General features: G+C 45.7%; 2 protein-coding genes. Both read left to right on the top strand.

The window, feature by feature from the left end:
* Positions 1 to 140 precede the first annotated feature (140 nt).
* The gene (gene ppsA, locus bslm_RS09575; protein WP_046381072.1) at positions 141 to 7,826 is read left to right on the top strand and encodes a plipastatin non-ribosomal peptide synthetase PpsA; all 7,686 of its coding nucleotides are present in this window, start codon (positions 141 to 143) and stop codon (positions 7,824 to 7,826) included.
* A gap of 24 nt (positions 7,827 to 7,850) precedes the next feature.
* A complete protein-coding gene (gene ppsB / locus bslm_RS09570; RefSeq protein ID WP_046381071.1) occupies positions 7,851 to 15,533 on the top strand; it encodes a plipastatin non-ribosomal peptide synthetase PpsB in 7,683 nt (2,560 codons plus the stop codon).
* Positions 15,534 to 15,536 lie beyond the last annotated feature (3 nt).

Below are 15,536 nucleotides of genomic sequence, written 5' to 3'. Positions count from 1 at the left end.
GTTTTTTATTGTACTTTAAAAAATATCCGTTAATATAGTGCATATATGGATTATATAGTCATATAATTTCTTTTATTGTCATTTTTCTGCTTTTTTCTACATTTTCTTATCCTCTTATTATGAGAACTGGAGGGAATCCGTTGAGCGAACATACTTATTCTTTAACCCATGCCCAAAGGAGAGTGTGGTTTACCGAACTGCTGGAGCCAGATACCAGCATTTGCAATCTTACAGCTTGTGTGAAATTCAAAGGCAATATTGAGCTTGATACTCTAGAGGGAGCGCTGAATCATTCCATCTCCCGCAACGACGCCATCAGATTTCAGCTGTTAGAAGGAGAAGAGCTTGAGCCGCGATTGCACCTTACTGAATATAAATATTATCCACTTAGAATAATTGATTTTTCAAATGTTGAAATGATAGAAATAGAGCAATGGATTCAGGATCAAGCGAGCATTCCATTTAAACTGTTCAACTCGCCTCTTTTTCAATTTTACCTCCTTAGAATTGACTCTCATGAAGTTTGGCTATTTGCGAAATTCCATCATATCATAATGGATGGAATCTCTTTAAATGTGATGGGAAATCAAATTATAGATCTTTATCAAAAAATGAAAAAGAAAGATCCTTTACCTGATCAGCCGGAACCTTCTTACTTGAGCTACATCGAAAAAGAGAGTCAATATCTACAATCTCCGCGGTTTGCAAAGGACCGTTTATTTTGGACACAAACCTTTGAGCACCCGTTGGAATACCACTCGTTAGCCGACCAGACGTCCTTACAAAAACAGAGCACATCTGCATCCAGAGACACCATCATTCTTTCACCTGATCTAGAGCAAACGATTCGAATCTTCTGCGAAGAACACAAGATCAATATCATATCCTTATTTATGGCTTCATTTTACATATGCATCAGCCGAATCACTTCTAAAAAAGATCTTGCCATTGGCACCTACTATGGCAACAGAGGGTCAAAGGCTGAAAAAGAAATGCTCGGCATGTTCGTTAGTTCTCTTCCAATCAGAATAACGGTTGATCCTGACACAGATTTTCTTTCCTTTGTCCGCACAATAGGCAGGGAACAGCTTTCTGTTATGCGTCATCAACGGTTTCCTTATAATTTGCTTGTAAATGAATTAAGAAATGAACAGAAGGATTTACACAACCTTATCGGTATATCTATGCAGTATCAGCCACTTCAGTGGCATAATGCAGATGATTTTGACTATGAAACAGCGCTTTATTTCAGCGGATACACCGCGAACGAACTTTCAGTTCAAATACAAGAACGGATAGACAATGGAACCATTCAATTAAATTTCGACTATCAAAATACCTTGTTTTCTCTTGAGGATATAAAACGAATACAATCTCATCTGCTTACCATACTGGAAAACGCCCTTCACCATCCGCACAGCTTTATAAGAGAATTAGATATGACGAATACAAGAGAAAAGCAAAAATTGTTGTATGAGTTTAACAAGACGGAAGCTGTTTCGCCTAAAGCTAACACCCTGCATGGGCTGTTTGAGCGACAGGCAGCTTTCACACCGGAGCGGCTGGCCATTCGCTTTTCAGGCGGTTCGCTGACATACGCTGAGCTTGATATGTACGCCAGCCGGCTGGCTGCGCACCTTGCGGCACGCGGCGTCACAAACGAAAGTATCGTCGGTGTCCTGTCTGAACGCTCACCTGACATGCTGATCGCTGTCCTTGCTGTATTGAAGGCCGGCGGGGCGTATTTGCCGCTTGATCCTGCGTATCCAAAGGAGCGGCTGAGCTACATGCTGAAAGACAGCGGGGCATCGCTCTTGCTGACACAGCCGGGATGCTCCGCACCGAACTTTTCTGGCGAAACGCTTGAAGTGGACATGACATCTCTTGCGAGCGAAAAAGCAGAAAACCATCTGTTTACTCCTGCTGACGGCGGATCTCTCGCCTATGTCATCTATACATCGGGCTCTACCGGGCAGCCGAAAGGAGTGGCCGTTGAGCACCGTCAGGCTGTTTCCTTTCTGACCGGTATGCAGCACCAGTTTCCGCTTTCGGAAGATGACATTGTCATGGTGAAAACCTCTTTTTCCTTTGATGCGTCTGTGTGGCAGCTGTTTTGGTGGTCGCTTTCCGGTGCTTCGGCGTATCTGCTTCCGCCCGGCTGGGAGAAAGATCCGGCATTGATCGTAAAAGCCATTCATCAGGAAAACGTGACAACGGCTCATTTTATTCCGGCTATGCTGAACAGCTTTCTCGATCAAGCGGAAATCGAAAGGTTGCGTGACAGCACAAGCCTGAAGCGTGTATTCGCCGGAGGTGAACCGCTTGCGCCGCGTACGGCAGCCCGTTTTGCTTCTATCTTGCCACAGGTATCATTAATCCATGGTTACGGGCCGACAGAAGCAACGGTAGACGCGGCATTTTACGTATTGGATCCAGAACGGGACAGAGATCATTTGCGGATTCCGATTGGGAAGCCCGTACCCGGTGCGCGTTTGTATGTTTTAGATCCGCATTTAGCCGTACAGCCTTCCGGTGTCGCCGGCGAACTGTACATTGCCGGAGCGGGTCTTGCCAGAGGTTATTTGAATCGGCCGGCATTAACGGAGGAGCGTTTTCTTGAGGACCCGTTTTACCCGGGGGAACGCATGTACAAAACAGGAGACGTGGCGCGCTGGCTCCCTGACGGGAATATTGAATTCCTGGGACGGTTGGATGATCAGGTGAAAATTCGCGGCTACCGGATTGAACCGGGAGAAATTGAAGCGGCACTAAGAAGTATAGAAGGTGTAAGAGAGGCGGCCGTTACCGTACGGACAGACAGCGGCGAGCCGGAATTATGCGCTTATGTAGAAGGGCTCCAAAGAAACGAAGTCCGAGCGCAGCTTGAGAGCCTGTTGCCGGGCTACATGGTCCCAGCCTATATGATAGAAATGGAACAGTGGCCGGTTACACCAAGCGGAAAGCTCGACCGAAACGCCCTGCCAGCTCTTAACGGAGCGGCAGATGCGGAGACCTACACGGCGCCGAGAAACGTGACTGAGATGAAGCTTTCTCAGCTGTGGGAGGACGTGCTGAAAAATGGCCCTGTCGGGATTCACGATAACTTTTTTGACCGCGGGGGGCATTCCTTAAAAGCAACAGCGCTTGTCTCACGGATCGCCAAAGAATTCGATGTACAGGTGCCGCTAAAAGATGTGTTTGCCCATCCGACGGTAGAAGGGCTGGCTACCGTTATCCGTGAAGGAACGGACAGTCCATATGAAGCGATTAAGCCCGCTGAAAAACAGGAAACCTATCCGGTTTCCTCTGCCCAAAAGCGGATTTATGTCCTTCAGCAGCTGGAAGACGGAGGGACAGGCTACAATATGCCGGCTGTGTTAGAGCTCGAAGGGAAGCTCAACCCTGAAAGGATGGACAGAGCTTTCAAAGAGCTGATCAAGCGCCACGAGTCGCTTCGAACCGCCTTCGAACAGGACGAAGGAGGCGATCCGGTGCAGCGCATCCATGACGAGGTGCCGTTTACGTTACAGACTACAGTTCTCGGCGAACGAACCGAACAGGAGGCCGCAGCCGCATTTATCAAACCGTTTGATCTCAGCCAAGCACCGCTGTTCCGTGCCCAAATCGTAAAGGTATCAGATGAGCGGCACCTGTTGCTGGTTGATATGCATCACATCATTTCAGACGGTGTTTCCGTCAACATTCTGATTCGGGAATTCGGCGAGCTGTACAATAATCGGAAGCTTCCGGCACTGCGCATTCAATATAAAGATTATGCCGTATGGCAAGAAGGATTTAAAACAGGGGACGCGTACAAAACGCAAGAGGCGTACTGGCTGAAGCAGCTCGAGGGCGAGCTGCCTGTGCTGGATCTTCCGGCTGATCATACCCGCCCGCCGGTGCGAAGCTTCGCGGGTGACAAGGTCTCATTTACGCTGGAACCAGAGGTTGCATCAGGCCTTCACAAGCTGGCACGAGAAAACGGAAGCACCCTGTACATGGTGCTCCTTGCGGCTTACACCGCGTTCTTGTCACGCTTAAGCGGACAGGAAGATATCATCGTCGGCTCGCCAATTGCCGGCCGGCCGCACAAGGATCTTGAGCCGATACTCGGCATGTTTGTGAACACGCTGGCGCTTCGGACGCGCCCGGAGGGCGGGAAGCCATTCGTACAGTATTTGCAGGAAGTGCGTGAGACAGCATTGGAAGCCTTTGAGCATCAAGATTACCCGTTCGAAGAGCTTGTCGATAAGCTTGAATTGACACGAGATATGAGCCGGAACCCAGTGTTTGATGCGATGTTTATCCTTCAAAATGTGGAAAAACAAGACATAGATCTGAGAGAAATAAAAGTCCGGCCTGCCAATTTCGCACATCACATTTCCTTATTTGATATCACATTAATAGCTACGGAAATAAGTGGATCTATTTGCTGCGAAATGGAATTTAGTACAGAAGTATTCCTGAAAGCTACGATTGAACGCTGGGCCGATCATTTTACCGAATTTCTGCATGCGGCACTTTCAACCCCTGAAACAAGCCTTGCACAAATAAACATACTTAGTGATAAAGAAAAACAAAAAATAGTCTTTGAATTTAACAAAACTCAGGTTGAATTTGCTCAAAAAGATGTTCCTTTTCATCGCATATTTGAAGCGAAAGCTGAAGAAATTCCAGAACATATAGCTGTTATTGATAACGAAATAGAGATTAGCTATCGACTTCTAAATGAAAGAGCCAATCGTCTGGCACGAACATTGCAAAAGAGAAAAGGACCGAAGCCAACTGTGGCTGTATTAGCCAAGCGGTCCATTGATGCAATTGTTGGAGTGCTGGCAGTGATGAAAGCTGGCGGAGTGTATATCCCAATCGATTCACATTATCCAAAAGCCCGTATTGAATATATTCTTCGTGATAGCGGGGCAGATATTCTACTTTCACAGCAGGAATTGAAGCATTTGATTTCAAACTTGCCTGAATCTGAGATGTCTCATATCTGCCTTGACGATGAAAGCACTTATGAAGAAAGTAACTGCAACCTTAACTTATCTCCTGCTCCTGAAGAGCCGGTATATATCATTTATACGTCAGGAACGACGGGTGCGCCTAAAGGTGTTATTGTCACCTATCAGAACTTTACTCATGCTGCTCTTGCTTGGCGTCAAATTTATGAACTGGATCGGAAGCCTGTCAGACTGCTTCAAATCGCGAGCTTTTCATTCGATGTCTTCTCAGGAGATTTGGCGAGAACATTGACCAACGGCGGGACTCTAATCGTTTGCCCAGATGAAACACGGCTGGAACCTGCTGAAATATATAAAATCATGAACTCTCAGAGAATCACGGTGATGGAGTCGACACCGGCTCTCATTATCCCGGTGATGGAGTATGTATACCGTAATCAGTTCAAGCTTCCTGACTTAGACATACTGATCCTTGGTTCCGACATGGTGAAGGCTCAAGATTTCAAAACATTGACAGATCGCTTTGACCAAAGCATGCGCATCATTAATAGCTATGGTGTCACAGAGGCAACCATTGATTCGAGTTTCTATGAAACCAGTATGGGTGGAGAGTGTACGGGAGATAACGTACCAATCGGCAGCCCGCTGCCGAATGTACACATGTACGTACTCAGCCAGACTGATCAAATTCAGCCGATCGGTGTTGCCGGCGAGCTGTGCATCGGCGGGGCAGGTGTTGCGAAAGGCTATCATCATAAACCTGACTTAACGCAAATGAAATTTACAGAAAATCCATTTGTCTCTGGAGAAAGGCTGTACAGAACCGGTGATCGAGCATGCTGGCTTCCAAACGGAACGATCCGGCTTCTTGGCCGAATGGATTATCAAGTAAAGATAAATGGATACAGAATTGAAACAGAAGAAATTGAAAGTGTTCTGCTTCAAACGGGGCTTGTCAGAGAAGCTGCTGTTGCCGTTCAGCATGATAAAAATGGACAGGCTGGTTTGGCAGCATATATTGTGCCTTCAGACGTCAATACGAATGCTCTCCGGGCTGCTTTAACAAAGGAGCTGCCAGCGTATATGATTCCTGCACATCTGATTCCTTTAGTAAACATGCCGCTGACCCTAAACGGAAAGCTGGACAGAAATGCCTTGCCGGCTCCAAATAATGTGTTATCGCGTCCATATACCGCACCAGTTAACGACTTACAAAAAACGATGGCGTATATATGGGAAGATGTACTGAGCATGTCACGAGTCGGCATTCACGATTCCTTTTTTGAGCTTGGCGGAGACTCAATTAAAGCATTACAAGTGGCAGCACGTCTGGCAGCTGAAGGCTGGAGCATGACAATACGCGACTTATTCCGTTATTCAACGATTCAGGAACTATGCGGACATATCACACCATTGGCATCTCAAGCGGACCAGGGACCTGCGGAAGGTGAAGCTGAACTCACCCCGATTCAGCGAAGATTTTTCGGACAGGTACATGCTTTTCACTATCATTACAACCAGTCCGTCATGCTTTTCAGTGAAAAAGGATTCAATGCTAACGCGCTTCATCTAGCGCTGCGTAAAATAACCGAGCATCATGATGCCATTCGCATGATTTTCCAACGTGACCAAAACGGCCATGTCATTCAGTTTAATCGCGGAATCAATCACAAGGATCATGAACTGTTTGGCCTTTATATTTCAGATTGGACAAAAGCATCCCTGGAAAGGGCTCATCTTGATGAAAAACTTGCCGCTGAGGAAACCGGCATTCAAAGCAAAATGAATGTAGAAAAAGGGCCTTTGCTGCAAGCAGGTTTGTTTAAAACGGCAGAAGGGGATCATTTGCTGATTGCACTTCATCATCTTGTGATAGATGGTGTTTCTTGGAGAATTCTGCTTGAAGATTTAGCTGCAGCATATCAACAGGCCTTAGAAAAGAAAGAAATCCAATTACCGCCAAAAACGGATTCTTATTTATCCTACGCCGATGGTCTTACCCAAATAGCTGAAAGTAAACAATTGCATTCAGAGAAAACGTATTGGCAAACGATTTTAGACGCTCACACTGCTTTTCTTCCTAAGGACATAGAAAATGTGCCGGACAGACTCCAAAAGAACAGCGACGCAGCAGCGTTTGTACTATCCGGGGACTGGACTGAAAAATTGCTGTTTGAAACCCAGCAAGCCTATGGTACTGATGCCAACGAACTTTTGCTTACGGCTTTAGGAATGGCGCTTTCTGAATGGACTGGGCATGACCAAATCGTGATCAGCACTGAGGGACACGGTAGAGAAGGGCATGTGCCAAACATTGATATTTCAAGGACAGTTGGATGGTTTACTTCCATTTATCCTATTCTGCTAGACATGGGTATTCCCGAGCCTTTCGAGGATCAGCTCGCATACCGAATTAAGATGACAAAAGATATGCTGAGAAGAGTACCGAACAAAGGAACTGGATACGGATTGTTAACACACATAGGAGAACTGCGGCATAAAGAGCCTGAGGTCAGCTTTAATTATCTCGGTCAATTTAGCGAAGAGAAGGAAGCTGAAACGTTTCAATTATCATATTACAAGCCCCGTTACGAAATAGCGGGTGAGAGAGAACGAGAGTATGAGCTGGACATCAACGCTCTCATTACGGACGGACGGCTTCAAGTAAAAGCGGTATACACCCAGGCGTTCAGCAAACACTCAATTGAGTGCTTTATGGATCGTTTTCACAGGCATCTTATCGAGACGATTGAGCATTGTTCGCAGAAAAAAGCACGCGAAAAAACATTGAGCGATTTCAGCAATAAAGAATTAACGTTGTCTGCATTATCTAGCATCGAAGATCTCGTGAAAGATCTTTAACTTTTGAAAAGGTGTGTGGAATTGATGGCACAATCGGCACAAATTCAAGATATTTATCCGTTATCGCACATGCAGGAAGGAATGCTGTTTCATTCACTAATGGATTTCAGCTCGAAAGCATATATCGAACAGACCTCGTTTACGATCACAGGGAATCTATGCGTCGACTCGTTTCAAAAGAGCTTAAACCTTCTTGTTTCTAGATATGATATTTTCAGAACGATTTTCATTAAAGAAGTACCAGATCTTACAGGTCCGCAGCAGGTAGTTCTATCAAACCGTGAATTGACAGTATATAGAGAAGATATTTCTCGCCTGGCTGATCAAGAACAGCAGACGCTGATTGATGCTTTTATGACTAAGGATCGGGAAAAAGGATTTGATTTGCAAAAAGATCCTTTAATGCGTCTTGCCCTTTTTGATAGAGGAGACAGCCAATATACATGTGTCTGGACACATCACCATATCATCATGGATGGGTGGTGTCTCGGCATTATTCTTAAAGAGTTTTTCAGCATGTATGATTCGCTCAAAAATAACTCACCTGTACAGCTTGGCAGCACGGTGCCGTACAGCCGTTATATTGAATGGCTCGGAGAACAAGATCAAGAAGAGACTGCTGCCTACTGGAGCGAATATTTGAAGGAGTACGGCAATACTGCTTCTATTCCCCGAATAAAGCGCCGCACGGCAGACGGGGATTATAAAGCCGACCAGGTCAGCTTTTCATTAGCGCAGGAAATGGTTGAGAAACTGACAGAGGCTGCCCAAAACTGGGGAGTGACATTAAACACGTTGTTTATGAGTATTTGGGGCGTGCTGCTCCATCGATATAATGCTGCAGATGATGCCGTTTTTGGCTCCGTCATTTCGGGACGCCCGTCAGCGATTGACGGGATTGAATCAATGGTCGGCTTGTTTATCAATACTGTTCCAGTGCGAATCCGATCTGCGGAAGGCATAACGTTTTCTTCGCTGGTCAAAGCCGTGCAGGAGGATATTTTATCATCTGAACAGCATGGGTATTATCCGCTTTATGAGATTCAAAACCATAGTCCATTGAAGCAAGGGTTGATCGATCATATTTTTGTTTTTGAAAATTACCCTGTACAGCTTCATCAGGCGTTAAGCGTGGAGAGTGAAAATGATGAAGGCGCTCTGAAGCTGAGTGACATTTCAATGTCGGAACAAACCAATTACGACTTTAATATCGTTATCGTTCCGGGAGAATCATTTTATATCAAATTCAGCTACAACGCAGACGTTTACGAGCGGGAGGAGATGCTGAGGATTCAGGGGCATCTAAAGCAAGCACTGGATTGCATTTTGACAAATCCCGATGTTGCCGTCAGTGACATCAATATCGTGCCGCCGGAGGAGCAACAGGTTATCCAATTGTTTAACGAAACTGAGCGTCCTTATGTGAACAAAACGATACCCCAATTGTTCGAGGAACAAGCTCACAAAACACCTGAAGCTGCTGCATTGAAAATGGGAGACGAATGCTGGACCTATCGCCAGTTACAAGTAAGAGCCAATCAGATTGCGCACGCTCTGATAGAAAAAGGCGTTGGATCTGGAGATATCGTTGCTGTAATGATGGGCCGGTCAATGGAAATGCCTGCAGCTCTGCTTGGGATTTGGAAAGCAGGCGGCGCTTATATGCCGCTTGATCCACATTTTCCAGCAGAACGTCTTTCTTTCCTGCTGAAGGACAGTCAAGCGGCTCAATTGCTGATAGAAGAAGACCTTATTTCCTTGATCCCTCCGTCCTATGAAGGAAATACGATAACGATAGAACATACAGAAAGTTACCAAACAGAAGCTCCAAATATGTCGCCAGGTGATCTAGCCTACTTGATCTATACGTCGGGAACGACGGGGCGCCCTAAAGGCGTTTTAGTTGATCATCACGGTATTGCCAATACATTGCAATGGAGACGGGAAGAGTATGGCATGGCCGAACAGGATATATCCCTCCATTTGTTTTCGTACGTGTTTGACGGCTGTGTAACGAGCTTATTTACCCCGCTTTTGTCTGGTGCGTGTGTGCTGCTGACAACAGATGACGAAGCGAAGGATGTGCTGGCCCTTAAGCGAAAAATAGCCCGTTATAAGGTCAGCCACATGATCATTGTTCCTTCCCTGTACCGGGTATTATTGGAAGTGATGACTGCTGACGATGCAAAAAGTCTTCGTATTGTGACATTTGCGGGTGAAGCGGTCACGCCTGATCTGCTTGAGTTGAGTCAAATGATTTGTCCTTCTGCTGAACTGGCAAATGAATACGGGCCCACAGAAAACAGTGTGGCAACAACAATATTGCGGCATCTGAATGAAAAAGAGAGGATCACGATCGGACACCCGATCAGAAACACAAAAGTATTTGTTTTGCACGGAAATCAAATGCAACCGATCGGCGCTTCGGGTGAACTGTGTATTTCCGGCGCGGGTCTTGCGAGAGGATACTACAAACAGCAAGAGCTGACACAGAAAGCATTCTCCGATCATCCATTCCTTGAAGGGGAGCGTTTATACCGAACAGGTGATGCAGGCCGCTTTTTGCCTGATGGAACGATTGAATATATTGGGCGTTTTGATGATCAAGTAAAAATTAGGGGTTACCGTATTGAACTGAGAGAGATTGAAACAGTTCTTCGACAAGCACCGGGGGTAAAGGAAGCCGCGGTACTGGCCCGTGATGTTTCTGCTGAGGAAAAGGAGCTCGTTGCTTATATCGTTCCAGAAAAGGGAAACAGCCTCCCAGATTTGTATCAGCATCTTGCCGGGACATTGCCGTCCTATATGATCCCAGCAAGTATTATCAACATCAGCCGGATGCCATTAACATCCAGCGGCAAGCTTGACAGGTTTGCGCTTCCTGAACCAGAAAACAATAAGAGTGTCACATATATGGCGCCCCGAACCTTAATCGAAGCTGATCTCGCACATATTTGGGAAGATGTGCTGAATAAACAGCACATCGCCATTCGTGATGATTTCTTTCAGTTAGGCGGACAGTCCTTAAAAGCGGCCGCACTAGTATCAAGAATACATAAAAAGCTTAATGTCGAGCTGCCGCTCAGTGAGGTGTTTTCATATCCGACGGTTGAAAGCATGGCGGTCAAATTGATGAGCTTAAAAGAACACGCTTTTACACAGATTGAACCTGCGGATCAAAGAGATGTCTATCCGCTGTCTTTCTCGCAAAAACGATTATATGCTCTTCATCAGCTGGCAGATGACAGCACAGGCTACAACATGCCAGCTGTACTTGAATTACGCGGAAATCTGAATCGCCAGCGGTTGAGAAGCGTTCTCACAGAACTTGTGAATCGGCATGAAGCATTACGGACTGTTTTTGTGCTTAACAGAGACGAGCCTGTGCAGATCATTTATCCAGAGATGGCTTTTGATCTAAAAGAGCTTGAAATGGAGTCAGAACAAATGCTTGAGTCTGCAATCGAGACCTTTATCAAACCGTTTGATCTATCATCCGGTCCGCTTTTTAGAGCATGTGTCATTACAATGGGCAATAATCGCGGATTTTTGCTGCTCGATATGCACCATATTATTGCCGACGGTGTCTCGATGAGCACTCTTGTCCAAGAATTTACTGACTTATATTGCGGAAAAGAGCTGCCAGCTTTAAACCTGCATTATAAGGATTTTGCTGTTTGGCAGCAAGAGAACTACCCGAAAGAGCTATACAAAAAACAGGAGGCCTACTGGCTCGGTCAGCTTGGCGGGAGTCTTCCTACACTAGAATTACCGCTTGATAAAACAAGGCCGCGTCTCCCTGATTTCAGCGGTGGAACAATTGAAGTCAACATTGATAAAGACATGGCTGATGAGCTGCACCGTTTAATGGCTGAAACGGGAACAACATTGTATATGATTCTTCTGGCTGTCTATTCTATTTTGTTATCTAAGCTAAGCGGGCAAGAGGATATTGTTGTCGGTTCGCCTGCTGCCGGAAGACCGCACGCTGATCTGGAGCGCGTCATCGGAATGTTCGTCAATACATTGGCGATGCGCAGCAAGCCCCAGGGCCACAAAACGTTCAGCTCCTATTTGCATGACATTCGCCACCTGGCTCTGACCGCTTACGAGCATCAGGATTATCCTTTTGAGGAGCTGGCAGATAAGCTCGATACAAATCGAGAGGTAAATCGCAACCCGCTGTTCGATGCGATGCTTGTGCTTCAAAGCAGTGAAGATTTCCGGTTCGAAGTGCCTGGTCTGTCGATTTCGTCTGTCACTCCTAAACATGATATATCTAAATTCGATTTAACATTACATGCTGAGGAGCATCTGAGTGGAATACGCTGCCGTTTTGAATACAGCACTGCTCTTTTTGAAGAAGAAACCATTACGCAGTGGGCATCCTATTTTATTGAATTGGTAAAAGGAGTAACGGCGGATACTGAGATGAGAATTTCGAACATGCAATTGCTTCCTGCTGCAGAGCGTAGGTTACTCCTTGAAAAAATGGGGCAGTATGCAGCTTATCCGAGAAATGAAAACATAGTAAGCTTATTTGAAAAGCAAGTAGCTCAGTATCCGGAGCATATCGCAGTGGTGTGCGGCCATTCTCAGCTTACGTATCGAGACCTGAATGAAAAAGCCGAGCGGGCAGCTGCTATGCTGATCAAACAAGGGGTCAGAACTGGCGATATCGTCGGTCTGATGCTCGATCGGTCACCTGATATGGTCATTGGCGTTTTATCGATTTTAAAAGCTGGCGGGGCCTATTTGCCGATTGATCCTGAATATCCCAAGGAGCGTATTAGCTTTATGCTCAATGACAGCGGAGCAAAACTGCTGCTGACAGAGCGCGGTCTAAACAAACCTGCAGACTACACCGGGCATATTTTGTATATCGATGAATGTGAAAACAACTCAATTCCGGCTGATGTAAACATTGAAGAAATAGTAACGGATCAGCCCGCATACGTGATATACACATCTGGAACGACTGGTCAGCCAAAGGGAGTCATTGTCGAGCACCGCAATGTGATCAGTCTCTTGAAGCATCAAAACCTGCCTTTTGAATTTAACCATGAAGACGTCTGGACGTTATTTCATTCTTATTGCTTTGATTTCTCTGTATGGGAGATGTTCGGTGCGTTATTGAACGGAAGTACATTAGTCGTGGTCTCTAAAGAAACAGCCCGTGACCCCCAAGCATTCCGATTATTGTTAAAAAAAGAGCGCGTCACTGTACTCAATCAGACCCCGACTGCTTTTTACGGCTTGATGCTTGAAGACCAAAATCATACAGATCATTTAAACATCCGCTACGTGATTTTTGGCGGCGAAGCCTTACAGCCCGGCATGCTTCAAAGCTGGAATAAAAAATATCCTCATACTGATTTGATTAATATGTACGGTATTACAGAAACAACAGTCCATGTAACATTCAAAAAATTGTCCGCAGCAGACATTGTAAAAAATAAAAGCAATATCGGACGGCCGCTTTCAACTCTGCAGGCTTATGTGATGGATGCTCATATGAATCTGCAGCCGATCGGAGTTCCAGGGGAGCTGTATATAGGCGGCGAAGGTGTGGCACGGGGATATCTCAACAGAGATGAGCTGACCGCTGACCGTTTTGTATCCAATCCTTATCTTCCGGGAGACAGATTATACCGAACAGGAGATCTTGCTAAGCGCCTGTCAAATGGCGAGCTGGAATACTTAGGCCGCATTGATGAGCAGGTGAAAGTCAGAGGGCACCGTATTGAGTTAGGCGAAATCCAAGCGGCACTTCTTCAGTATCCAATGATTAAAGAGGCGGCTGTCATTACCAGAGCAGACGAGCAAGGGCAAACAGCTATATATGCATATATGGTGATAAAAGATCAACAGGCTGCGAATATATCAGACATCCGAACTTACCTAAAAAACGCCTTGCCTGACTTTATGCTGCCTGCCCGTATGATACAAATTGACAGCATCCCGGTGACTGTTAATGGAAAGCTCGATCAGAAAGCCCTGCCAGAGCCTGAAAAACACGCTTATACAGCTGATGATATCAGTCCTAGAAATGAGATTGAAACGGTGATGGCTGAAATTTGGGAGGAGCTTCTTAATGTAGATGAGCTGGGTGTAAGCGCCAATTTCTTTGAGCTTGGCGGAGACTCTATTAAAGCGCTGCAGGTTTGTGCCAGACTGAAGCAGCGCGGATTTGAAACGACAGTACGTGAGATGTTTGAACATCAGACTCTTGGTGAACTGTCCGCCCGGGTTCGAAAAGACGTACGCGCCATTGACCAAGGCCCGGTCGAAGGCGAGATTACTTGGACACCTATCCAGCAGTGGTTTTTCTCGCAATCTCTGGAAAGCCATCATTTTAACCAGTCCGTTATGATCTACCGGGCTGAACGATTTGATGAGGCTGCGCTTAGAAAAGTACTAAAAAGCCTTGTGACTCATCATGATGCACTGAGAATCGTATGCCGGCATGAAGATGGCAGGCAGGTGCAGATAAACAGAGGGATAGATCTTTCAGATGAGGAGCTATATGCACTTGAACTGTTTGATGTAAAGGATAGCCTAACAGAAGCACGGTACACGATTGAGGAAGCAGCCAGCCGGATGCAAGAACATATTCGTTTGGAAACCGGCCCCTTACTTCACGCTGGATTGTTTAGAACCGAGAATGGTGACCATTTATTTCTGACGATTCATCACTTAGTTGTTGATGCGGTTTCCTGGCGCATTTTGTTCGAGGATTTTTCAGCTGCTTACAAACAGGCAGTCTCAGGAGAATCTATTAAACTGCCGCAAAAAACAGATTCATATTTAACGTATTCACAAAGAATAGTTGACTACTCTAAAAGCCGCCAGGTGCAGCGCGAAGCAGCGTACTGGGATGAGTGCGAGAGCCGTCACATCCAGCCTATTCCAAAAGACAATGACGCAGCATCTAACACATTCAAAGATACAGAAGTGATTGATTTTGAGCTATCTCGCCATCACACAGAATTACTACTAACGGCTGCACATAAAGCTTACAGTACGGAGATGAATGATATCCTTCTGACAGCTTTAGGTTTTGCTTTGCAGAAATGGACGGGAAATAACCAATTTAAAATCAGCATGGAGGGCCATGGAAGGGAATCATATCTTGAGGACATCGATATTAGCAGAACTGTTGGCTGGTTCACCTCCATTTATCCTGTGTGGCTTGATATGAGAGATTCCGATCATAAGGACAAAGAAGAGCGGCTGGGCCACCTTATTAAACAGACAAAAGATATGCTGCACCGTATACCGCATAAAGGCGCGGGCTACGGCGTGCTGAAATATATCAGCAAAAGATGGGGCTCTGAGAAAAACAGCCCAGAAATCAGCTTTAATTATTTAGGCCAGTTTGATCAGGATATTCAATCAAATGCCTTTGAGGTGTCTGACATCAAGCCAGGAAATGAGATCAGCCCGAACTGGGAGCGTCCTTATGCACTGGATATCAGCGGCGCCGTTTCTTCGGGGTGCCTGAACATGCACATCATCTATAACAGGGTTCAATTTGAGGAAAAAACAATCCAAACATTTTCCAGGCATTTTAAACAGACTCTGGAAAACATCATTGAGCATTGTACCGGCAAAGAAAACCGAGAGTGGAGCGCATCTGATTTCACTGATGAAGACTTAACGCTTGATGAATTGAGTGAGATCATGGGAGCCGTCAACAAACTATAGGAG

The sequence above is a fragment of the Bacillus sp. LM 4-2 genome, from assembly GCF_000978495.1.
Classification (GTDB): Bacteria; Bacillota; Bacilli; order Bacillales; family Bacillaceae; genus Bacillus; species Bacillus subtilis.
The sequence above is the reverse complement of the archived record's forward strand: the minus strand, read 5'-3'. Positions and strand labels throughout refer to the sequence as shown.